The sequence below is a fragment of the Streptomyces sp. NPDC057249 genome (genome assembly GCF_042669245.1).
Classification (GTDB): domain Bacteria; phylum Actinomycetota; class Actinomycetes; order Streptomycetales; family Streptomycetaceae; genus Streptomyces.
On the sequence record NZ_JBHUXS010000009.1, the window covers coordinates 1 to 21,322 of the forward strand.

General features: G+C 72.9%; 23 protein-coding genes and 2 pseudogenes. 14 read left to right on the forward strand and 11 right to left on the reverse strand.

The window, feature by feature from the left end; all coding sequences use genetic code 11:
- Window positions 1–58 precede the first annotated feature (58 nt).
- A complete protein-coding gene (locus tag ACFUJY_RS18135) occupies window positions 59–313 on the forward strand; it encodes a DUF6332 family protein (RefSeq protein WP_383301019.1) in 255 nt (84 codons plus the stop codon).
- A gap of 10 nt (window positions 314–323) precedes the next feature.
- Here the strand turns inward: ACFUJY_RS18135 and ACFUJY_RS18140 are convergent, their stop codons facing one another.
- Window positions 324–971 carry a TetR/AcrR family transcriptional regulator gene (locus ACFUJY_RS18140; RefSeq protein ID WP_383301022.1) on the reverse strand — a complete coding sequence of 216 codons (648 nt, stop codon included), beginning with the start codon at window positions 969–971 and terminating at the stop codon, window positions 324–326.
- Between the two features lie 157 nt (window positions 972–1,128).
- Between ACFUJY_RS18140 and ACFUJY_RS18145 the strand changes: the two genes are divergently transcribed.
- The gene (locus ACFUJY_RS18145; protein WP_383300309.1) at window positions 1,129–2,598 is read left to right on the forward strand and encodes an MFS transporter; all 1,470 of its coding nucleotides are present in this window, start codon (window positions 1,129–1,131) and stop codon (window positions 2,596–2,598) included.
- Window positions 2,599–2,657: 59 nt separating this feature from the next.
- Here ACFUJY_RS18145 and ACFUJY_RS18150 read toward each other — a convergent pair whose 3' ends face one another.
- A complete protein-coding gene (locus tag ACFUJY_RS18150; RefSeq protein WP_383300312.1) occupies window positions 2,658–3,206 on the reverse strand; it encodes a YciI family protein in 549 nt (182 codons plus the stop codon).
- Window positions 3,207–3,403: 197 nt separating this feature from the next.
- On the opposite strand from ACFUJY_RS18150, the gene ACFUJY_RS18155 reads away from it, so the two are divergent.
- A complete protein-coding gene (locus ACFUJY_RS18155; protein WP_383300315.1) occupies window positions 3,404–3,889 on the forward strand; it encodes a hypothetical protein in 486 nt (161 codons plus the stop codon).
- A gap of 35 nt (window positions 3,890–3,924) precedes the next feature.
- On the opposite strand, the gene ACFUJY_RS18160 is transcribed toward ACFUJY_RS18155, so the two are convergent.
- Entirely contained in the window at window positions 3,925–4,464 is a 540-nt protein-coding gene (locus ACFUJY_RS18160; protein WP_383300318.1) for a hypothetical protein, read from the reverse strand.
- 299 nt (window positions 4,465–4,763) lie between these two features.
- On the opposite strand from ACFUJY_RS18160, the gene ACFUJY_RS18165 reads away from it, so the two are divergent.
- Window positions 4,764–5,375: a dihydrofolate reductase family protein gene (locus ACFUJY_RS18165; RefSeq protein ID WP_383300321.1), complete on the forward strand. Its 612-nt coding sequence runs from the start codon at window positions 4,764–4,766 to the stop codon at window positions 5,373–5,375.
- On the opposite strand, the gene ACFUJY_RS18170 is transcribed toward ACFUJY_RS18165, so the two are convergent.
- The 4 genes from ACFUJY_RS18170 to ACFUJY_RS18185 form a co-directional block, all read right to left on the reverse strand.
- Window positions 5,363–6,217 carry a M23 family metallopeptidase gene (locus ACFUJY_RS18170; RefSeq protein ID WP_383300324.1) on the reverse strand — a complete coding sequence of 285 codons (855 nt, stop codon included), beginning with the start codon at window positions 6,215–6,217 and terminating at the stop codon, window positions 5,363–5,365. The genes ACFUJY_RS18165 and ACFUJY_RS18170 overlap by 13 nt on opposite strands.
- A gap of 50 nt (window positions 6,218–6,267) precedes the next feature.
- A complete protein-coding gene (locus tag ACFUJY_RS18175) occupies window positions 6,268–6,777 on the reverse strand; it encodes an ArsR/SmtB family transcription factor (RefSeq protein WP_383300327.1) in 510 nt (169 codons plus the stop codon).
- A 70-nt stretch (window positions 6,778–6,847) separates the two neighbouring features.
- Window positions 6,848–7,384 carry a tetratricopeptide repeat protein gene (locus tag ACFUJY_RS18180; protein WP_383300330.1) on the reverse strand — a complete coding sequence of 179 codons (537 nt, stop codon included), beginning with the start codon at window positions 7,382–7,384 and terminating at the stop codon, window positions 6,848–6,850.
- A 25-nt stretch (window positions 7,385–7,409) separates the two neighbouring features.
- The gene (locus tag ACFUJY_RS18185) at window positions 7,410–7,913 is read right to left on the reverse strand and encodes a hypothetical protein (RefSeq protein WP_383300333.1); all 504 of its coding nucleotides are present in this window, start codon (window positions 7,911–7,913) and stop codon (window positions 7,410–7,412) included.
- 267 nt (window positions 7,914–8,180) lie between these two features.
- Here ACFUJY_RS18185 and ACFUJY_RS18190 point away from each other — a divergent pair, with 267 nt between their 5' ends.
- Window positions 8,181–9,179: a dihydroxyacetone kinase subunit DhaK gene (locus ACFUJY_RS18190; protein ID WP_383300335.1), complete on the forward strand. Its 999-nt coding sequence runs from the start codon at window positions 8,181–8,183 to the stop codon at window positions 9,177–9,179.
- Window positions 9,180–9,218: 39 nt separating this feature from the next.
- Window positions 9,219–9,881: a dihydroxyacetone kinase subunit DhaL gene (gene dhaL, locus ACFUJY_RS18195; RefSeq protein WP_383300338.1), complete on the forward strand. Its 663-nt coding sequence runs from the start codon at window positions 9,219–9,221 to the stop codon at window positions 9,879–9,881.
- A 13-nt stretch (window positions 9,882–9,894) separates the two neighbouring features.
- Here the strand turns inward: dhaL and ACFUJY_RS18200 are convergent, their stop codons facing one another.
- Window positions 9,895–10,575, reverse strand: coding sequence for an HAD family hydrolase (locus ACFUJY_RS18200; RefSeq protein WP_383300341.1), 681 nt, complete (start codon window positions 10,573–10,575; stop codon window positions 9,895–9,897).
- Window positions 10,576–10,959: 384 nt separating this feature from the next.
- On the opposite strand from ACFUJY_RS18200, the gene ACFUJY_RS18205 reads away from it, so the two are divergent.
- The 3 genes and pseudogenes from ACFUJY_RS18205 to manB all read left to right on the forward strand — a co-directional run.
- Window positions 10,960–11,625, forward strand: a complete 666-nt coding sequence (locus tag ACFUJY_RS18205; RefSeq protein WP_383300344.1) for a ScbR family autoregulator-binding transcription factor — start codon at window positions 10,960–10,962, stop codon at window positions 11,623–11,625.
- 17 nt (window positions 11,626–11,642) lie between these two features.
- Window positions 11,643–11,939 (forward strand): annotated as a pseudogene (locus ACFUJY_RS18210) (alpha-amylase family glycosyl hydrolase); the annotation flags it as partial.
- Window positions 11,940–12,021: 82 nt separating this feature from the next.
- A pseudogene (manB, locus tag ACFUJY_RS18215) lies at window positions 12,022–12,740 on the forward strand (phosphomannomutase/phosphoglucomutase); the annotation flags it as partial.
- A gap of 441 nt (window positions 12,741–13,181) precedes the next feature.
- Here the strand turns inward: manB and ACFUJY_RS18220 are convergent.
- Window positions 13,182–13,688 carry a hypothetical protein gene (locus tag ACFUJY_RS18220; RefSeq protein ID WP_383301025.1) on the reverse strand — a complete coding sequence of 169 codons (507 nt, stop codon included), beginning with the start codon at window positions 13,686–13,688 and terminating at the stop codon, window positions 13,182–13,184.
- Between the two features lie 139 nt (window positions 13,689–13,827).
- A complete protein-coding gene (locus ACFUJY_RS18225) occupies window positions 13,828–14,391 on the reverse strand; it encodes a TetR/AcrR family transcriptional regulator (RefSeq protein ID WP_383301028.1) in 564 nt (187 codons plus the stop codon).
- Between the two features lie 316 nt (window positions 14,392–14,707).
- Here ACFUJY_RS18225 and ACFUJY_RS18230 point away from each other — a divergent pair, with 316 nt between their 5' ends.
- Window positions 14,708–16,609 (forward strand): RICIN domain-containing protein, encoded by a 1,902-nt coding sequence (locus ACFUJY_RS18230; RefSeq protein ID WP_383300346.1) that lies wholly within the window; start codon window positions 14,708–14,710, stop codon window positions 16,607–16,609.
- A gap of 66 nt (window positions 16,610–16,675) precedes the next feature.
- On the opposite strand, the gene ACFUJY_RS18235 is transcribed toward ACFUJY_RS18230, so the two are convergent.
- Window positions 16,676–16,963 (reverse strand): hypothetical protein, encoded by a 288-nt coding sequence (locus tag ACFUJY_RS18235; RefSeq protein ID WP_383300349.1) that lies wholly within the window; start codon window positions 16,961–16,963, stop codon window positions 16,676–16,678.
- 173 nt (window positions 16,964–17,136) lie between these two features.
- Between ACFUJY_RS18235 and ACFUJY_RS18240 the strand changes: the two genes are divergently transcribed.
- From ACFUJY_RS18240 to ACFUJY_RS18255, 4 genes are read left to right on the forward strand one after another with little or no spacing between them, the layout of a single operon-like run.
- On the forward strand, window positions 17,137–17,892 hold the full coding sequence (locus tag ACFUJY_RS18240) for a (5-formylfuran-3-yl)methyl phosphate synthase (protein ID WP_383301030.1): 756 nt from the start codon (window positions 17,137–17,139) through the stop codon (window positions 17,890–17,892).
- An 8-nt stretch (window positions 17,893–17,900) separates the two neighbouring features.
- Window positions 17,901–19,301, forward strand: coding sequence for an aldehyde dehydrogenase family protein (locus ACFUJY_RS18245; RefSeq protein ID WP_383300351.1), 1,401 nt, complete (start codon window positions 17,901–17,903; stop codon window positions 19,299–19,301).
- Complete coding sequence (locus tag ACFUJY_RS18250; protein ID WP_383300352.1) at window positions 19,298–20,410, forward strand: NAD(P)-dependent alcohol dehydrogenase; 1,113 nt, start codon at window positions 19,298–19,300, stop codon at window positions 20,408–20,410. The genes ACFUJY_RS18245 and ACFUJY_RS18250 overlap by 4 nt, the downstream gene beginning before the upstream one ends.
- Window positions 20,407–21,321, forward strand: a complete 915-nt coding sequence (locus tag ACFUJY_RS18255) for an SAM-dependent methyltransferase (RefSeq protein WP_383300355.1) — start codon at window positions 20,407–20,409, stop codon at window positions 21,319–21,321. Before ACFUJY_RS18250 ends, ACFUJY_RS18255 begins: the two co-directional genes overlap by 4 nt.
- The last annotated feature ends 1 nt before the right edge of the window (window position 21,322 follow it).

Consider the following 21,322-nt stretch of genomic DNA (forward strand, 5'->3'; position numbering starts at 1 on the left):
CCGCCGGATCATCCGTGATCCGGCGGCAGGGGTCGGCCGCCGTGTGAGACTTGCTGCCATGGACATGGGGCGTGAGTCTCGGTGGGAGAAGGACGCGATGACGGTGGAGATCGTCTTCGCTCTGGTGACGGCCGCCGTGCTGGGGGCGGCCGTCTTCGCGGCGTCCTTCGCCCTCGCCCTGGTGTGCGACGTCAGCGGTCCGGCGCGTGGACGCACGCTGACCGGAGGCGCGCTGCTCGGAGCGGCGGCCGGGGTGTGGCGCGTGGTGCGGGTACTGCGCCGGTTCGACGTCCAGCGCCGCAAGGGGCACTGACCCGCGAGGCTCACGCTCCTGCCTGGAGGCGCAGGCCGGCCAGGGTCAGGTCCAGCGCGGAGCGGAACTGGTCCACGTCGTCGTGGCCGTCGAACTCGTCGACGATCTCGTGGACGAAGGGATAGTCCTCCGGATCGAGCCCCCGCCAGGCCGTGGCGAACCGGCCGAGGTATTCCTCGCGGTCGACCGCACCTTCGAGAACTTCCTGCGGCGGCTCCTGCCCCATGTCGACGGCCGAGCCGACGACGACGCCGACGACCGCGGAGACGGCGTGGAACCGCTGACGCGCGTCGAGCTTCAGGCGGAGCGTCTGCCGGCCCAGCTTCTCGTACAGGCGCAGGGAATTGCTCTGCACATCGGTGTTGCGCATGAAGTACGCGCCGAGCCAGGGCCGCTCCACGACCGCGTCGAACAGCGTCACGGCCATCGCGCGCAGGTCGTCGATGGGGTCGTCGCCGCCCGGAAGCCTCTCGATCTCGTCGAGCACCGCGCCCATCACGTGGTCGGTGGCACGGTCGAGCAGTTCGTCCTTGCTCGCGACGTACCAGTAGATGCTGGCGACGCCGCCGCCCAGGCGCTGCGCGAGCGCGCGGAACGTCAGCGCGGGCGCGCCCGCCTCGTCCAGCAGGGCCACCGCCTCGGTCAGCACGGACTCCATCGAGTGCGAAGCCCGGCGGCGTCCTCCCTCGGACCGGCGCCGCTGCTGTGCCATGGCCTCTTCCTCTCACTCTTTGCATCTCATCGAACGCTGTTCTATCGTAGCGCATCGTACGGCGTTCGATAGCCGAACGATGTTCGATCGAAAGGACCGCGCCATGACCACCGCCCCACCCGGAAACGGGTCCCGCTCCTATCCCTCGCTGCGCGCGGCGTGGATACCGATGGCCGCCCTGTGCCTGGCCTTCTTCGTCGAGATGGTCGACAACACCCTCTTGTCGATCGCCCTGCCCACGATCGGCCGCGACCTGGGCAGCGGCACGACCGCGTTGCAGTGGGTCACCGGTGCCTACTCGCTGACCTTCGGCGGCCTTCTGCTGACCGCCGGCTCGATGGCGGACCGGCTCGGCCGCCGCCGGGTGCTGCTCATCGGGCTCACCGTGTTCGGGGGGCTCAGCCTGTGCGTCGCCCTGGTCTCCACCGCGGGCGAGCTGATCGCCCTGCGCGCCGCGCTCGGCGTGGCCGCCGCCGCGATGGCTCCGATCACGAACTCCCTGGTCTTCCGCCTGTTCGACGACAAGGCCCTGCGGATGCGCGCGATGACCGTCATGATCATCGTGGGCATGTCCGGCTTCGTGCTCGGCCCGCTGCTCGGCGGTACGGCGTTGGCGCATGTGCGGTGGGAGTGGCTGCTGCTCGTCAACGCCCCGATCGCGCTGCTCGCGTGCGTCGGCGTCCGGCTCGGCGTCCCGGCCGACCGGCCCGAGGACCTGACCAAGGACGCACTCGACGTGCCGGGCGCGCTGCTGAGCGTGGCCGCCATCGGGCTCGCCTGCTACGCGCTGACCAGCGGGGTCGAGCACGGCTGGCTCTCCGGGATCACTCTCGCGTCGGTCGTGGGCGCGGTCGCGGCGGCGTACGCCTTCGTCCGGCACGAGCGGCGCAGCGCGGCGCCCATGCTGGATCTCCGGGTCTTCTCGAACGGCACGGTGCGGGGGGCCGCCCTCGCGCAGATCGGGACGTCCATCGCGATGGCCAGTGTGATGTTCGGGCTGATCCTGCACTTCCAGTACGCGTACGGGTGGAGCCCGGTCCGGGCCGGCCTGGCCAACCTGCCCATCATCGTGACGATGCTCATGGCCACCCCGCTGTCCGAGTGGCTCGCCCGCCGCTTCGGCCACCGCGTCGCCTGCCTGGTGGGCGCGGCCTGCCTGGCGGGGTCGCTGGCCGGGCTCGCCTGGGGCGTCGAGCACGGGTACGCCGTCATCGCGGTGTGCATGGTGGTCATGACCGTGGGGCTGCGCACCGTGATGACGATCTGCGCGGTGGCCCTCGTGGACGCGATGCCGGGCAACCGGACCTCGATCGCCGCCGCCCTGAACGACACCGCCCAGGAGGTCGGCTCCAGCGTCGGCACCGCGGTGGTCGGCACGCTGATCGCCGCGCTGGTCACCACGTCGCTGCCCGCCGGGGTCTGGAGCGGCGACCTCGTCGCGTCCTTCTTCCACGGCGAACGGATCACCTACGCGTTGCTTGCCGTCGTCGTCGGCGTGGTCGCGGCCGGCGGTGCGCTGAGCCTCACCGACTCCCGCAGCGTGGAGGAGCACCCCGTCGAGGAACCCGCCTGACGCCCGCTCCGGCAGCCGGGCCCGTCGGTCCCGGGCTCAGCTGCCGGGCGGCCGCGGCTTCACCGGCGTCCGCCGAACTCCCAGTCGTGGACCTCGATGTCCGCGTACCGGTCCGCTGTGAGGACGGCACGCGCCTCCTCCGGGCCCGCGGCCCTGAGCAGGCAGGCCGTACCGAGCCACGACCCGCCGTCGTCGGAGAGCAGCGGTCCGTACGCGATCAGGTCGTCACGGGCCGGCGGCAGGCCGAGGTCGGCGGCGGGTCCTTCGCCGAGACCGATCACCAGGTAGCGGCTGCCACCCTCCGGTCCCCCGGGGAAGTCCCACATGGTGCGGCCCAGCACGTTGCGCCAGCGACGGATCAGCACGTCCCGATAGGCACCTGCCTGGTAGGCGGGCTCGTCGAAGGCGAACGCCCGGGCGGCGGCCGCGTCGGGGAGGTCGACGATGTGCACACTTCCGGTGAGGGTCTCACCGTCAGCGGTGAAGGTCGGGCCCCGGGCGATGAACTCCTTCGCGTACCGGTCCATGTAGGACCAGTGCTCCTCCAGCAACTCTTCGCGCAGGGCGAGGGAGCCCGGCCGGTCTCGGTGGTAGCAGAAGTACTCCATGAGCACAGACCCTGCCGTGCCGACGGCGCCCGCTCAACCGGTTTCGACCACGGGTGCGCGGTACCGGCGGCCCGGTCCGGGAAGACCGGCAGTGCTACCGAGGTCTGACGGCCGGGTTGGCTCCCCGGTATGACGCCGTCGTCGCGGTCGCGCCCCTACCGTCCGGTCATCGCGCCGAACCGGAGGAGGGACTCCCCATGACGCTCGCACCCGACGCCGTCCCCGCACGCCGCCGTCCGCTGCCCCGGCAAGCGGCCCTGCTGCTGGCCCATGCGCTGCTCGCGCTGCCGGTCACGGTCCTGGCACTGGTGCTGGCCGTGACCGGCAACGCGTCGGCCGCCGGCCGGCTTCAGCAGCACCTCGCGGCCCTCGGCGGTCCGGCCGTGTCCCGGGCGGGCGCGGCCCTGCCGCCCGCGCCGGACCGCTTCCGCCCCGTCGTCGGCCGGGCCTTCCGCGGTCTCCCGGCGAACGTTCTCGCGTTCGCCCTGGCCGCCCCCTCCGTATCCCTTTTCCTCAGCCGCGGCCTGCTGTACCCGTTGGCGACGGCGGGCGAGGACCCCTCCCATGCCTGGGGCGGCCCCACCGCGGCAGGCGCCTGGGCGGCCCACTTCGCGATCGCCCTGGCCATGGTCACGGTGGTGGCGGCACTCCTCGCCGCCACCCGCCGCCCGCACCGGTGGTGACCACCGGGCTCAGCCCCGGCCCGCGCCAGCCCTCGTCAGCGACCGGCCGCGCCCTCGACCACTCCGGTCAACGCGTCGGCGGACTCCGGCGTCAGGCGGTAGAAGCCCTGCAGGCTGATCGAGTTCTCGAGGCGGCCGTCCACCACGTACTTCAGGACACGTGTCCGGCCTCGGCGGTTCTGCCAGGTCAGTTGCGGGAGCAGGTCGCCCGGAACCGGCACGTCGAAGCGTACGGGGGTCGCCTCCACATGCACCGCCTCCGCGCCGCAGCCACCCGCACCGAGCATCGCCCAGTCGTCGTGGCCCGGAAAGGCGGGGTCCTTCCAGGTGGCGGGCGGGGTACCGCAGCAGGCGCCCCGCTCCCGGTCCACCACCTGCAGCCGGCTCACCAGATAAACCTGGCGTTGGTTGACATGGAGCGCGTAGACCGTGTCCCCGGGGCTCGCGCCCGCCCAGCGGGGCAAGGAGGAGTGCACGCCGCTGAAGGCGACGGGCGGTCGCTCGCCCGCTCGGCCCGCCTTGCGCAGCGCCCGGCACACGTCGTGGGTCCACAGGACCGTGAAAGCATCGGACATGACGTGATCGTACGAACGGGGACTGACATCGGGACCGTGGTCGTGCCAGGGTGTGCGACAAGGACTGGCAGGCCGGGAGCCCGGAACTCCGGACCTTTGCGCTGGACGAGGGCCCCGCGCATCCCGTCTTCCCCGGCGTCCGGTTCCTCACGATGCCGGAGCTGTCGTGGCGGCACCTCGACGGTGCGCAGGATGTCGTGCGGGTCGGGCAACGCGTCACCTGCGGCGGCCGGCGATGAGTTCGCGGGGCGGCGGCAGTCACCACCAAGGACACACGCACATCGTGAAGGGACAGTCCGATGACCGGTCTCATGGTGGACTTCATCATCTCGCTCGACGGATACGCGTCCGCGGAGGGCTGGCCCGGCTTCTGGGGGAGGGAAGGGCCCGAATACCTCGCCTGGATCGACAGTGAGGACGAGAAGCGGCACGTCAGTCTGATGGGGGCCACGACCTACCGGCTGATGTCCGGGTTCGCCGCCCAGGCCCCCGACGACCCCGGCTTCGCCGAGCTGAACGCCATGCCCAAGGTCGTGTTCTCCTCCACCCTGGAACCGCCGCTCCTCTGGGAGAACACCGAGCTCGTCAGAGGCGACGCCGTCGAGGCCGTGCGGGAGATGAAGCGGAACGAGACGCGACCGCTGCGCACGCTCGGCAGCCTCAGCCTGTGCCGGGCCCTGCTCGCGGCCGGTCTCGTGGACCGCTTCCGCGTCGTCGTCTTCCCGGTCATCACCGGTGCCACCGGGCGGGAGAGGATCTTCGACGCATACCCCGACGTCCGTCTCGATCTGGTCGAGAGCCGCACCTTCGACGGCCGGCTGCAACTGCTGGAGTACACCCCCACCGTCCTCGACGCACCGCCCGGCGGCACCGGCGGGCAGGATGCCGGTGGTCCGGATCAGGCGTCCTGAGGCCGCACCGGAGCGGCGGCGTCCGCGTCGACGGTGAACGTCTCACCGTTGCCGGGCACACCGACTCCGTGCCAGGTGAACGGAATGCCCCGGGCCGTCTCCGGGTCGGGTCCGTCCATCAGCTGGAAGTGCACGTGCGGCTCGGTCGAGTTGCCCGAGTTGCCGCAGCGGCCGAGCAGGCGGCCGGGCTCGACCTCGTCCCCCGGCCGCACGCGCAGGGAGCCTCGCTGGACGTGCGCGTACATGGCGTACGTTCCGTCGCCCAGGTCGAGGACTATGTGGTTGCCCACGACGCGGCGGCTGCCGCCAATGGTCCTGCCCGCCCCCTCGACCACCCAGAAGTACAGGACCCCCGCGAGCGAGCTGCGGCTCAGGTGGTCGCGCTGGCCGTCCTCCGCGTGCACGACGGTCGCGGCGGCGACCGCGTACAGGGGCGCGCCGAAGGCGGGGTAGTCCCGGTTGCGCCGGGCGACGGGCCAGAACCAGACCGGGGCGGGGCGGGTGGGTCCCCCCTCCGGCTCGGCCACGATGTCGATGGCGTACGTCTGCGCGAGGCCGTGCGTTCCGTGGCTCGGGACCTTGTCCGCGGGGCTGTTGACCGCGGACCAGCGGCCGGTGACCGGCGGCGCCACCGCGACGGGCACCGGGGGCCGGGTCCTGATCCGGTGACGGGCGGAGCGGGCCGTCACCAGCCCGATTCCCAACGCCCCGAGCGCCGGGAGCCAGCTCAGCCAGTAGTTGTACGGCAGCTCCACGAAGGACCCGATCACGATCTGGGCGAGGAAGATCACCCATAGCGCGTACTGGACCTTCGCGGCGATCTTCCGGCGGTCGACCGACATGCTTTCCCCCTTGTACGTCGTCGGTGCACGTCATCGGTGCACGCGATGGGTCAGCCCACGGGGCGCGCGGCGGTGAGCACCACGAGGAGCGGCACGACTCGTCCCGCCGGTATCTCGTAGCGGCCGCGCTCCGGTGAGTGCAGCCAGCCGGCGCCCGTCAGCTGACGCAGATGGTGGTAGACCTGGCCGGTCGTCCCGACGCCGTCGAGCGCGGCCAGTTCGGCAGCGGTGCGCAGGCCGCCCAGGACCTCGCGCAGCAGCGTCAGCCGCACGGGATGGCCGAGGGCGGCGAAGGACGCGGCGGCCTCCGACCAGTCGTCGTCCATCACCGTCTCGGTCAGCAGCCCGTACTGCCAGTCGTAGCGGTGTCCGGTCGGCACGCGCACCGAGCCGGTGAACAGCACGGCGCCGTCCGCGTCCTCCGTCACCGGGTGCCGCGCCTTCAGCGCGTCGAGCGCCCAGAAGTCGGCCTCCGCGACGGGGGGCGCGGCGGGTGCCGCGGCCTCCACCAGCTCGGCCAGGCGTCGTTCGAGCGCGCTGACACGCGCTTCCAGGTCCATATGACGAGGTTACGTAATTACGGAGTTACGTGCAAGGGTGATCCGGCGGGTGCCGCGCCGCACGTCCGGATCACGCGTCCCGGCCGGCCGCCTCCCCGCTCATCGGCTCCACAGCGTCCAGATCGTCGGCGTAGTGCTCGATCGCCCGCCGGTACCGCCGCACCCCGGGGTCCTCGGTGGCGGCGGCGAGCGTCTTCAGGAGCAGCCCCACCGCCTCCCGGCCCTCGCCGCGGTTGTACAGCGCCATGGCCAGGAACGCCCGGAGCGCCGAGTCCTCGGGAAACGCGGCGAGCCCGCGCCGCAGTGTCCGCGCGGCCTCGTCGTAGCGCCCCAGAACCCGGTACGTGCTCCCCAGCCCGAGGAACACCCCGTGCCGGTCCTCACGGGTCAGCCCCTCCCCCGCCAGCGCCCGCTCGTAGAACGGCACGGCCTCCGCCTCCAGGCCGAGGACGTCGTGCACCCAGGCGGTCTGGTACGCGATCACGGCATCGCCCGGGAACCGCCCGGCCAGCTCCAGCAACTGTTCCCGGGCCGCTTCGGCCTCGCCCTGCTCCCGCAGCCGCACGGCACGCGCCAGGGCCACGCTCTTCTCATGGTCATCGCTCATGCGGCCCCACGGTGGCACACCCGGATCACGCGAACACGAGCAGACCGGTGTACTCGACGCCGAGGCCCAGCGTCCCCCAGAGGAGGATGTCGATCACCGGCCGCACCGGGCGGCCGGCCCGCTCGCGCCGCAGGGTGAGGTGGACGGCGAGGGCGGCCGGCGCCGTGGCGGTCCACAGCGCCGCCGCGGCCACGGCGCCGTTCGCGGCCAGTTGGCGCCACTCCCCGCCCCCGCTCCGCGCCACCAGGACCAGGGTGGGAAGCACCGCCGCGGGCAGCAGCCCGAGGAACGTCGCCGCCACGACGTGACGCCGACGCTCACCCCGGCCCCCACGCCGGCCGAACCGGTGCGCCAGGGCCACCAACGGCAGGACATAGGCGACGGTGACCAGACCGCTCAGCACGCACAGCACCGGCACACCCGCCGCCAGCATGAACAGGAAGGTGAGCGCGACGGACCTCTCCGGTGCGGCGAGTCGGTCGGACCAGAGCGGTACGGAGGCGAAGAAGGCCAGGCACAGTACGGTCATCGAGACCAATGACGGCGCCGACCCCGTCCGCTCGGCCGGAAGTCCTCTGTCGAGCTGCGTCATGGCGCGCGTCCACCCCTCCCCCGCCCAGCCCTCCCGGGCGCCCCGGCGCCACCCTACGCATTCACCTCTCCCGCACCCCCCGCGCCTTCCGCCCCGGTGCCACGCTCCGCGAGTTGCCGCCTGCGTACCGTTACCCGCACCATGGGATTATCGTCCGGGTCGGCTCGTACGGCCTCACCGCCAGGGACGGGATGGGTGCGGCTCATGGCCAGGTACTTCGAGAACGGCGCCGGTGAACTCGTGACCGACGCGTTGTCCGGCTTCGCCCGTGCGCACGCGGATCTGGTGCGGTACGACGCGGCGGACGGTTTCGTCACCGCCCGCCACACCGCGCCGACGCGGCGGGTGGGGCTGCTGTCGGGGGGCGGGTCCGGGCACGAGCCGCTGCACGCGGGGTTCGTGGGGGCGGGCATGCTCGACGCCGCCTGCCCGGGCAGGGTGTTCGCCTCGCCGCACAACCGGCAGATCTTCCGGGCCTCGCGCGCGGTGGCGGGGCCCGGGGGCGTGCTGCACATCGTGAAGAACTACACCGGCGACCGGATCAACTTCGGCATCGCGGCCGAGCGCCTCGCCGACGCGGGGATCGCCTGTGCGCGGGTCCTCGTGGACGACGACCTCGCCACCGACTCGCAGGACATCGCCGCCGGACGGCGCGGCACGGGCGCCACCGTGCTGCTGGAGAAGGTCCTGGGCGCCGCCGCCGACACGGGGATGGGGCTCGACGCACTGGTGGAGCTGGGCACGGGCCTCGCGGGCCGGTGCCGCACGCTCGCCGTCGCCTCGGCCGCGCACCACGCACCCGCCACCGGCGAGTCCGCGTTCGAACTACCGCCCGGCGAACTGGAGTACGGCGTCGGAATCCACGGGGAGCGCGCCGCCCGCACCCGGGAGCAGGCACCCCTGGGCACGTTGGTGGAGGAGATGACGGGGGCTCTGCTGGACGCGCTGCGGCCTGGGTCCGAGGAGTCCGTCGTCGCTCTGGTCAACGGGCTGGGCTCGGTGACCTCGCTGGAACTGTACGCAGTCTTCGGGGAGTTGGGTCGGGTGCTCGACGCCGGAGGGGTGCGGCTCGCGCGCCAGCTGGTGGGCGAATACGTGACGGCGCTGGACATGCGCGGGTTCTCCCTCACGCTCATGGTCGCCGGCCGGGCCGAACTCGACCTCTACGACGCACCCGTGCACACCCCGGCACTGCGGTGGTGACCGGTCAGCCCCTGCGGGACGAAGGTACGAGGAGGGCCCATGACGAGCGACGCTCTGGACGGCACGCGCACCCGTGAGTGGGCGGAGCGCTTCGCGGACTCGGTCCACGCGACGGAGTCCGAGTTGACGGAACTGGACCAGCAGGCGGGCGACGGGGACTTCGGCGCCAATCTCAGCGCCGGGGTCCGGGCCGCCGGTCCGCTGCTCGACCGGGTGGCGGAGCCGGCCGGCCCCGGTGCGTACCTCGGCGCCCTGGCCACCGCCTTCCTGGACGAGGTCGGCGGGACGAGCGGTCCGCTGTTCGGCCTGCTGTTCCAGGCGTTGGGCCGGGCCGCCGGGTCCGGACCGGAGCTGACGACGGGCGCGCTCGCCGAGGGCGCCGCCGAGGGCCTCGCCGCCATCCGCCGCGTCGGGGACGCGGCGCCCGGTGACAAGACGCTGGTCGACGCGCTGGCCCCGGCCGCCGACGCGCTGCGGGCGGCCGGGGACGCGCCACCCGCCGACGCCCTGGCCGTCGCCGCGGCCGAGGCGTGGCGGGGGGTGCGGGAGACCGCCTCCCAGGCGGCCCGCATGGGGCGGGCCAGTTACCTGGGCGAGCGGGCCACCGGCGTCCCGGACCCGGGGGCCGTGGGCATGGCGCTGTTCTTCGCGTCCGCGGCCGGCACGGTGCGGACGCTGGCACCCCACCTCGCCGGCGGCTGATCCGCCCCGCCGGTCAGGGGCCGAGGCGGCTGCGGGCCCAGCTGAGCAGTTCCGGGTCGGCCAGGCTGGTGACCCACAGGTCGGCCTGCTCGCCGTCCGGGTCCGGCGGGCGCGTCCCGATGCCGAGCACGCGGAGGCCCGCCCGGCGCGCCGACTCCATGCCGGTGAGCGAGTCCTCCACCGCCATGGCCTCCTCGGGCGGTACGCCGCAGAGGCGGGCGGCCGCCCGGTACACGTCCGGCTCGGGCTTCGGCCGTACCTCCTCGCCGGCGACCACGACGTGCTGGAAGCAGCGGAGGAGCCCGGCCCGGTCGAGGCACGACTCGACCGTGGACCGGGGGCAGTTGCTGGCCACCGCGAGGGGGCGGTGGCGGGCGGCCAGCCGGACCAGCGAGGCGGCGCCGGGCATGGTGACCGGGTCCTCGTCGACCAGCGCCGTGAAGGTGCTCAGGAGGGTGTCGGCGAAGTCCTCGGCCAGGTCCGGCTTCCCGGTCTCCTGAGCCATCAGGGCGCCGCACTCGACGTAGTGCACGCCTTTCGCGCGGTCGGCGAACCCTGCGGGCGGGGTGAATCCGAAGAACCGGAAGGTGATGTTGCGGGCTTCCTGCCAGTGCCTTTCCGTATCCATCAGGGTGCCGTCGCAGTCGAAGACGATGGCGGACGGGGACCAGGAAAGGATGCGATGAGCTGTCATGTAACCGCCGTTCTCGGAGGCTGCGCCGAGCGGTGAGGCGCGAGGGCGCAGACATGTGCCGGGAGGCACACCTATGGAAGGGAGGAATCGGACGCGGGCGTCGCTCCGTACTCGCGGCGGCCAGGTCGAACCGCTGGGCACCGCGCCGGACTTGAGACCCCGAGAGTCAGACCGTCCGAAACATCATGACCGTTACGTTATTTCGACGGCCCCGAATTCCGCAATCACCGATTCGAGTGCACCGGAATACGAAGAAGCATCGGCCGACTGCGCGGCCCCGACGATGAATAATAGGATCGTCGCGCGATGCGACTACGCCCCTCACCCGGGGAGTCACGGCCTTTCACGTCGCGGCGCTAGCACGTATGAGCGAAGGGGGAACAGGTGCAGGACAGGGCGCGCGCAACCCGCAGAGTGCTGCTGGAATCGGCGGCACACCTATTCGTAGAACGGGGATATGCGGGCACGAGTGTCAATGACATAAGTGACCACTCGGGAAAGACCAGCGGAGCGATTTACTTCCATTACTCCAGCAAGGAGAAGCTCGCGCTCGCCGTCGTCCGCGAGCAGTTCGCCAGCTGGCCGCAGCTCGCCGCCACCTACGCCGCGCCCGGCATCCCCCCGCTGGAGAAGCTGGTCGCGCTCAGCTTCCACGTCGCCCAGTCCCTCAGCGAGGACGTCGTGGCGCGGGCCGGCGCACGGCTGTGGGCGGAGCGCCGCGCCATCGGGGCGCCCGTGCCGACGCCGTTCGGCGGCTGGGCGCTGGCCTGCGCCCGACTCCTGGCCCAGGCCCGGACCCGGGGCGAACTCGCGGACGGAGTAGAGCCGTCGGCGGCGGCCGTGGCGCTGGTGTGCGGGTTCTACGGGCACTGCGCCCTGACCGACGAGATGCCGGGCAAGTGGGGCTGGACGGAGCGGCTCGACCAGTGGTGGCGGATGGCACTCACCTCGCTCCAGGCGGAGCCCGACGCCGCGGGACTCCTCGCCCGCGCCCACGCCCTGATCCCCGCACAGCCGGACGCCTCGCGGGCCGGGCGGGCGGCCACCTGAACTGGCGCGAGCCGAAGGTGCGCGACGCGTTCGCGGACGTCCTGCGGTACTGGCTGGACCGAGGGGTGGACGGCTTCCGGGTGGACGTGGCGCACGCCCCGTTCAAGGCGGAGGGCCTGCCGGAGGCGGGGCCCGGGCAGCACACCGACCCGTTGCGCAACCATCTGATGCCATACGACGACCAGGAGGAGCTGCACCCGCTGTACCGCGAGTGGCGGGCGCTCCTGGACACCCATCCGGCGCCGCCGGGGGCCGTGGCGCCGCAGGACCGGGTGATGGTCGCGGAGTCGGCCGTCTTCGACCCGGCGCGGCCGGCCCGCTACATCCGGCCCGACGAGATGCACCAGGCGTTCAACTTCGCCTTCCTGGAAACGGGCGACGGGCCGGTACGTGCGCCCGGCCGCCCGCGCGGGCGCCGTCTCCGGGCGCGACACCCTGGCCGGGTACGCCGCCTATCTGCAGTCGCTGGTGGACCCGTCCGCGATCCGCCCGCTGAAGGTGGTGGTGGACGCGGGCGACGGCATGGGCGGCCACACGGTGCCGACGGTGCTCGCGGGGCTGCCGCTGACCGTGGTGGAGATGTACTTCGAGCTGGACGGCACGTTCCCGAACCACGAGGCCAACCCGCTGGAGCCGGCGAACATCGTGGACCTCCGGGCGCGGGGTGCGTGCGGAGGGCGCCGATCTCGGGCTCGCCTTCGACGGCGACGCGGACCGCTGCTTCGTCGTGGACGAGAACGGCGCCCCGGTCCCGCCGTCGGCGATCACCGCCCTGGTCGCCTCGCGCGAGCTGGCACGGCACCCGGGTGCGACGGTCATCCACAACCCGCCCGCTGTCCGCGCTGACCCGTCGCTTCCAGCGGTACGCCGCGTCGGGCGAGATCAACTCCGCGGTCACCGACCGGGCCGCCCGTACGGCGGCGGTCCGCGCGGCGTGGGAGTCCCGTCCCGACGCGTCGGCCGACACCCTGGACGGTCTCACCGTCAGCGGCCCGGACTGGTGGTTCAACCTCCGCCCGTCCGACACGGAACCGCTGCTGCGGCTCAACGTGGAAGCGCGCACGGAGGAGTTGATGCGCCGGGTCCGCGACGAGGTGCTGGCGACGGTGCGCGAAGCCCGACGGACGCCGCCGGGCACAATGCGGCCCATGAGCCTGCACTACGAAGTCGTCTTCACCTGCTTCCTCCGCGAGGACACGCCCGCCCCGGTACTGGACGCACTGCGGTGGCACCTCGGCCTGACCGAGGTGCCACCGCCGGGGTACGGAGCGGAGGAGTACGCGTATCCGCTGCTCAGCCCGGACCCGCACAGCCGCCTCCCCGGCGGGGACTTCGCGTCCCTGCGGCTCCAGGACGCGGGGTGGGGCCTGTACAGCCGCAACTACTGGCTGGACGACGACATGGGCGAACTGGTCACGGTGCTGGACCTGCTGGCCCCGCACGTCGCGAGCCCCGGCTTCGGCGGCTTCTTCCGCGAGGAGGACGAGACCGGGCCCACGGTCTTCACGTTCCGGGACGGCGGCTACGGCCCGCTGGGAGCCTGACGCCCGCCCCGGCTACGCCGCGCCGTCCGTCAGGGCGATGGTAAGTGTGTCCTCGTCTCGGGTCAGGTGCTCGATGGTGACCGAGCCCTCCGCGCCGCTGTAACCGCCGGTGCCGCCGGTGACGGCGAACTCGTGCGTCCAGCGACGTGAGTCGACGGGCAGTTCGGTCACGGCAGGGAGGGGACGCTGGAAGGCGGTGGAGGCCGTGATCATGCCGTCGGCGAGGGCCAGGACCAGGGTCGCCATGACGAAGGAACCGTCGGGGCCCACGGTGACGGGCAGGCAGTGCGCGTTCTCGGTGCCCACGGCGCGGCCCTCGGCGTCCGTCAGGTCGTAGCGCACGAAGTACGGGACACCGACGGTCAGGATGTCCGGGATGTTCGCGCCGGTGCGCATGCCGTGCAGGGTGAACTGCCGGTCGGCCCTCCGTGCCGCGCGGGCGGTTCCGGCGGCTCCGGCCACCAGTCCGCCGGTGATCGTCGCCGTCGAGGCCAGTTGCAGCACGCTTCTGCGGTCCATGTGGGTCATCGGGTGCCTCACACCTTCGCTCGTCTCCTACGGGTGCGCGTTCGCACCCTCTGGGTAACGGCGTCCGGGGGAGGTACGGATCGCCCGCCACCGGAAGATCACCGGAACGCAGGAGCCGCCGTGGGGCCGTTCAGCCGTCGGCCTCGAAGCGGTCCGGGGCCAGCGTCCTGAGCAGGGCGTCGACCACCAGGTCGGTCGAGGCGGCCATGTCCACGGCGCCGGGGGCCAGCAGCCACTGGACCTGCAGGCCGTCCATCACGGCGATCAGGGCGTTGGCCGCGTGCTCGACCTCGTCCGACCCGTCGTCGGGGAGGCCGCACGCCTCGCGGAGGGCGTCGGCGACGAAGCCCCGCAGTCCGTCGTAGCGGTCCCGGAAGTACTCCTGCGCCGGGTGGTCGTCCGTGACGGACTCCGCCGAGAGGACGGTGTACAGGCGGACGATGCCCTCGCGTTCGGCGTTGCGGAGCGCCGTGTCGACCAGGTGGCGCAGGAACGCCAGCCCCTGCGGGCGGTCCGGGCCCAGCTGCTCGATGTCCGACTGGTCGCGCAGTTCGAGGACGCTGGTGAGCAGGAGCGCCTTGGACCGGAAGTAGTGCAGGACACCGGCCTGGGTGAGGCCGACCCGGTCGGCGATCTCGGCGAGCGAGGCGTTGTTGTAGCCACGGGCGGCGAAGGTGTCCATCGCGATGTGCAAGATGTCCCGCTGGCGCTGCTGCGCTTCCGGGCTCCTGGGCGTGCGGGGCTTGGCCGACCGGCCGGACCTGCCTGCTGAGTGGTTGGTCACCGGCACAGCTTAGACCGGCCGGAACGCGGGTCAACGGGCCGTCCGGGCCGCTGACCTGGGGGCGACGGGCGCACGGGGCCGCCCCGCACCGAAGCGCGCACGACTACTTACTAACCACTTAGTGGGTGTGCTTTCATATCGCCGTCGTCCACGGAGCCGCGCCCCGCCACGGTGTCCGAGGGACGCGCCATGTCCTCCCCCAGGCATGACCGAAGGAGAGCCGCACATGTCCCACGACACTCCCCCGCGCCCCCGGGCGCGCGCCGCAGGCGCGGCCCTGGCGATGGCCGTAGCGGCCGTCGGCCTCGCCGGCAGCGGTACGGCCGCGCAGGCCGCCGACCCCACGGCTCAGGTATGGGTCACCACCCCCGACGGCGCGAAGAAGCTGTCCGCCGAGGGCACCGTCGCCTTCACCGGCTCGCCGCAGAGCGTCGACATCCGCGTCGACGCCACCAGCAAGGGCCAGAAGTTCACCGGGGCGGGCGCCTCGGTCACCGGGGCCTCGGCCCACCTCATCCAGAGCCTGCCGCAGGACAGGCGCAACGCGCTGATGACCTCGCTGTTCTCGACCGCCGGGGACGGCATCGGGCTCAGCTACCTGCGCCAGCCGCTCGGCAGCAGCGACTTCAACGCCGACAACAGCCTCTACACGTACGAGGACACCCCCGGCTCCTTCTCCATCGACCGGGACAAGGCCGAGATCATCCCGGTCCTGAAGCAGGCCACCTCGGTCAACCCGGCCATCCGCTTCATGGGCACGCCCTGGTCGCCGCCCGCCTGGATGAAGACCAACAACGCGCTGAACGGCGGCAGCCTCAAGACGGAGAGCTACCAGGCGTACGCCGACTACCTGGTCAGGGCGATCAGGGCGTACGGACAGCAGGGCATCACGCTGACCGATCTGACCGTGCAGAACGAGCCCGAGTTCGCGGCGAGTTACCCGTCGATGACCATGACCGCCTCCCAGCAGGCGGACTTCTTCAAGGTGCTCGACCGTACGCTGACGGCGGCGGACCTGCCGACGAACCTGCTGGCCTTCGACCACAACTGGGACCACCCCGACTACCCGTTGGAGGTGTTCTCCGGGACCCCGGGCATGAGCCGGGTGATCGGCGCCGCGTTCCACTGCTACGGCGGCAACCCCTCGGCCCAGCAGCAGGTCGTCAACGCCGGGAAGCGGGTGTTCTTCACCGAGTGCTCCGGTACGGAGAGCGCCGACCGGTCCACCACCTTCGCCGACACCCTCAAGTGGCACGCGGAGAACCTCGTCGTGCAGAACATGCGCAACGGCGGCGAGACGGTCATCGACTGGAACCTCGCGCTGGACCAGAACGGCGGGCCGCACCAGGGCGGTTGCTCGGACCGCTGCAACGGCGTCGTGGAGATCGCGAACGGCAATGTGACGCGTAACGCCGAGTACTACGTGCTGGGACAGCTCGCCAAATTCGTCGAGCCCGGCGCCACCCGCATCGGTTCGACCAGCCAGGGCAGCGGCGGGGTGGAGAACGTCGCCTTCCAGAACCCGGACGGCACCCGGGCCGCGTACGTCGTCAACTCGGCCGCGAGCGCGCAGCGGTTCTCGCTGACCGACAACGGCCGGTCGCTGGTCTACACGCTGCCCGCGGGCGCGGTCGCCACCTTCGTGTGGAACGGCACCGACGGCGGCACCACGGAGCCGCCCGCGGGCTCCATCGACCCGTCCGCCTGGTACCGGGTGAAGAACGCCAACAGCGGTGCCTGCCTGGACGCCGCCGACTGGGGCACCGCCGACGGGACCGCGCTCCAGCAGTGGAGCTGCACCACCGGCGCCAACCAGAGCTGGCAGCTCCGGTCCACGGGTGACGGCACCTACCAGGTCGTCAACCGGCACAACGGCAAGGTGTGGGACGTCGACGGCGGGCCCGGCGCGACCGCCTCCGGCACCCGCGTGCACCTGTGGTCGTATGTGGGCGGCACCAACCAGCAGTGGCGGGCGGAGCAGTCCAGCGCGGCCGGCCGCTACCGCTTCGTCGCCCGGAACAGCGGCAAGTGCCTGGCCGTGGACGGTGCGTCCACCGCCAACGGGGCGCACCTCTCGCAGCAGCCGTGCGACGGATCAGCGGCACAGACGTTCTCCCTGGAGCGCTGAGCCCCGTCGGCCGGGTGCCCCCGCGAGCGGTCCGCTCGCGGGGGCACCGTGGGTACGCCGCCGGGCTCAGCCCAGACCGCGATGGGCGGTCCACAGCGCGCCGGCACGGTTGGCCCCTTCGGCGATCAGGGCCGCCAGTTCGGGCCGGTCCGGCACCGGGAACGAGACGTACGCGCCCCGTCCGCCCGCCACCGGGCGGCCGTACGCCTTGGCGGCCAGGTGGCCGTCGGGCAGGAGCCGGATGTTGAGGGTGGTGAGTTGGAACTCCGTCCCGCGCCGGGTGTCGGTCCAGCGCAGCTCCGCCGGGATCGAGACGTTGACCGCGGACGCGCTCACTTCCAGATCACTGTTCATCCACGCATGATCCCACGGTGCTTCCTTGCGCCGGGGTGTGCGGCGCATCGAGGTGGGGCGCCGTGCTCCCAGGGGGTCCCGCGCGCTCTACCGGGGCCCGTGGGGGACGGAAATGATGAGCACACCGCAGGTCAACCTGGTGATCCGCACCCCTGCGGCGGAAGGAGCCCATGGTGTTGCTTCTCATCTCTCCGGACAGCGTCGAGGAAGCCGTCGACTGTGCGAAGGCCGCGGAGTACCTCGACATCGTCGACGTGAAGAAGCCCGACGAGGGGTCGCTCGGTGCCAACTTCCCCTGGGTCATCCGGGAGATCCGGGAGGCGGTCCCGGCCGGCAAACCGGTGTCCGCGACCGTGGGCGACGTTCCGTACAAGCCCGGCACGGTGGCCCAGGCGGCGCTGGGGGCCGTCGTCTCGGGTGCCACGTACATCAAGGTCGGGCTCTACGGGTGCACGACGCCCGACCAGGGCATCGACGTCATGCGGGCGGTCGTGCGGGCGGTGAAGGACCACCGTCCCGAGGCGCTGGTCGTCGCCTCCGGTTACGCCGACGCGCATCGCATCGGGTGCGTCAACCCGCTCGCCCTGCCCGACATCGCGGCCCGGTCCGGTGCCGACGCGGCCATGCTCGACACGGCGATCAAGGACGGCTCCCGGCTGTTCGACCATGTGCCGCCGGACGTCTGCGCCGAGTTCGTCGGTCTCGCCCACGCCTCCGGACTGCTCGCGGCCCTCGCGGGCAGCGTCAAACAGGCGGACCTCGCCACGCTCACCCGGATCGGCACGGACATCGTGGGGGTGCGCGGGGCGGTCTGCGAGGGCGGGGACCGCAACGCAGGAAGGATTCAGCCGCATCTGGTGGCCGCGTTCCGGGCGGAGATGGACCAGCATGCCCGGGAGCTCGCGACCGGCGCCACCCTCGCGGGCTGACCGCGGGGATGCGCACTTCGGACGAGACGGGACGCGGAAGCCGGGGCGCGTCGTTCTCCGTGGCCGACCCGGCCACCGGGGAGATCTGCGGCGAGGCCCCCGACACGCGGCCGGACGAGCTGGACGCGGTGATCGGCCGGGCCCGCCGGGCCTGGTCCGGGTGGCGGGCCGACGCCGCCGCCCGGGCACGCGCGCTGCTCGGCGCGGCCGACGCCGTGGAGGGCGCCGGTGACGAGCTGGCGCGGCTGCTCACCCGGGAACAGGGCAAGCCGCTGGCCGAGTCCGGTGCGGAGGTCGCCCGCACGGCGGCCCGGCTGCGGTACTTCGCGGAGCTGTCCCCGAGGACGCGGCGGATCAGTGACGGGCGGCCCGTGCGCAGCGAGGTCCGCTGGCGGCCCGTCGGGCCGGTCGCCGCGATCGTGCCGTGGAACTTCCCGCTGCAACTGGCGGCGGCGAAGTTCGCGCCCGCGCTCGCGGCGGGCAACACCATGGTCCTCAAACCGTCGCCGTACACCCCGCTGGCCACCCGGCTGCTGGGGTCCGTCCTGGCGGCGGCTCTGCCCGAGGACGTCCTGACCGTCGTCACCGGGCGCGAACCCCTCGGTGCGCGGCTGGCGTCGCATCCGGGCATCCGGCACGTCACCTTCACGGGTTCCGTGCCCACCGGGCGGGCGGTCGCCGAGGGGGCGGCGGCCTCCCTCGCCCGGGTCACCCTGGAGCTGGGCGGCAACGACGCGGCCGTCCTGCTGGACGACGTCGATGTGGAGGCGGTCGCGGACCGGCTGTTCTGGTCCGCGTTCCGCAACTGCGGGCAGGTGTGCATGGCCGTCAAGCGCGTGTACGCCCCCGCCCGGCTGCACGCGGACGTGGTCGAGGCGCTGGCCCAGCGCGCCAAGTCCGTCAGGGTGGGCAGCGGCCTCGACCCGGACACCCGCATCGGTCCGGTCAACAACGCCCCGCAGCTGGCCCGGGTGGCGGAGCTCACCGAGCGGGCGGTGGCCGACGGGGCCCGGGCGGCGGCCGGCGGGCACCGGCTGGACGGGCCGGGCCACTTCTTCGCCCCGACGGTCCTCACCGACGTGCCGCCCGGAAGTGCGGTGGTGACGGAGGAGCAGTTCGGGCCGGTCCTGCCGGTGCTGCCGTACCGGAGTCTCGACGAGGCGGTCGACGCGGCCAACGGCACGGGTTTCGGACTCGGCGGCTCCGTCTGGGGCACCGATCTCGACCGGGCGGAGGCGGTGGCGGACCGGCTGGAGTGCGGGACGGCCTGGATCAACCATCACGCCGAACTGTCGCTCGCCCAGCCGTTCGCCGGGACCAAGGACAGCGGGGTCGGCGTCGCGGGCGGGCCGTGGGGGCTGTACGGGAACCTGCGGCCGTTCGTCGTCCACCGCCCGGAGGAACCATGAGCAGGAGATTCCGGGCGGCGGTGCTGCGCGCGTACGAGGAACCGTTCGCGGTCGAGGACGTCGTCCTGCACACCGGACCCGCCGCCGGTGAGCTGCTGGTGGAGATCGCGGGCGCCGGGATGTGCCGGACCGACCTGGCGGTGCGCAGGTCGGCCGGCCGCAGTCCGCTGCCGGCGGTCCTCGGCCACGAGGGGGCGGGGGTCGTCGTGGGGGCGGGCGGCGGGCCCGGTACGGAGATCGGCGTCGGCGACCACGTGGTGCTGAGCTTCGACTCGTGCGGGCACTGCCGGAACTGCCGGGGGGCGGCCCCCGCGTACTGCGACTCCTTCGCCTCGCTCAACCTCTTCGGAGGGCGTGCGCAGGAGCCGCCCCGGCTCGGCGACGCGGACGGGAAGGCGCTGGCGCCCCGGTGGTTCGGCCAGTCCTCGTTCGCCGCGTACGCGCTCGTGTCCGCCCGCAACGCCGTGCGCGTCGACCCCGCGCTTCCCGTCGAGCTGCTCGGGCCGCTCGGCTGCGGCTTCCTCACCGGGGCCGGGGCGGTGCTGAACACCTTCCGCGCCGGTCCGGCCGACCCGCTGGTGGTCCTCGGGGCCGGGGCGGTGGGTCTTGCCGCGGTCATGGCGGCGGGGGCGACCGGGGTGCCGGTCGTGGCGGTGGACCGGCACCGGCGGCGGCTGGAACTCGCCGAACGGTTCGGCGCCGTCCCGCTGCCCGCCGACGCGGCCGGGCTGCCGGACCGCATCCGCCGGCTGACGGACGGCGGCGCGCGGTACGCGCTGGACACGACGGCGTCGCCCGCGCTGATCAACGACGCGCTCCGGGCGCTGCGCCCCACCGGGACGCTGGGCCTGGTGGCACGGCTGCACACCGCCCTCCCACTGGAACCGGGCACGCTGGACCGGGGCCGGAGCGTCCGCCACATCTGCGAGGGGGACGCGGTGCCGGCGCTGCTGGTCCCCGTCCTGACGGAGCTGTGGCGGGCCGGGCGGTTCCCCTTCGACCAGCTGATCCGTACCTATCCCCTGGCCGACATCAACGAGGCCGAACGCGACTGCGACGCGGGCCGGGTGGTCAAACCCGTCCTGATCCCGGAGGGAAGAAGCCGATGAACGAGGCACGCGGTACGACGTCCCAGGAGCCGGCGGCGGAAGGCGTGGACGGCGGCGTGGGGCTGACCGCCCTGCTGGTGGCCGCCGCCCGCGCCATCGAGACCCGTCGTCGGGACAGCCTGGCCCACGACGTCTACGCCGAACACTTCGTGCGGGCCGCGCCGGCGTGCGCCGGGTGGCCCGTGCGCATCGACCAGGTGCCGGACGGGGACGCGAACGCGTTGTGGGGCCGGTTCGCCCGCTACTTCGGGCTGCGGACCAGGGTCCTGGACGACTTCGTCGTACGGTCGGTGCTCACGGGGGCCCGCCAGGTGGTGCTCCTGGGCGCCGGGCTGGACACGCGGGCGTTCCGGCTGGACTGGCCGTCGGACTGCGTGTTCTTCGAGGTCGACCGGGCGGGTGTGCTGGCCTTCAAGCACCAGGTGCTGACGGACGTGTCGGCCGCGCCGAAGGTGAAGCGCGTGCTGGTCCCGGTCGACCTGCGCGACGACTGGGTCGGCGCGCTGACCGCCTCGGGGTTCGACCCGGCCGCTCCGAGCATCTGGCTGGCGGAGGGCCTGCTGTTCTACCTGCCGGGGCCTGCCGAAACGTATCTCGTGGACAGCGTGGACCTGCTGGCCACCGAGGGCAGCGCCCTGGCCTTCGAGGCGAAACTGGAGGCGGATCTCCTGGCGTACCGGGACAGCGCGATCTACACGGCGACGCGCGAACAGATCGGCATCGACCTGCTCGACCTCTTCGACAAGGGCCCGCGCCCCGACTCCGCGGGCCGCCTCGCCGCGAGGGGCTGGTCCGCCTCGACGCACACTCCCTTCGAGTTCACCCGGCGCCACGGGCGCGGCCCGCTGCCGGAGCCGAACGACGCGCTGGAGGGGAACAGGTGGGTGTTCGCGTACCGGCGCAGGTGGTGAG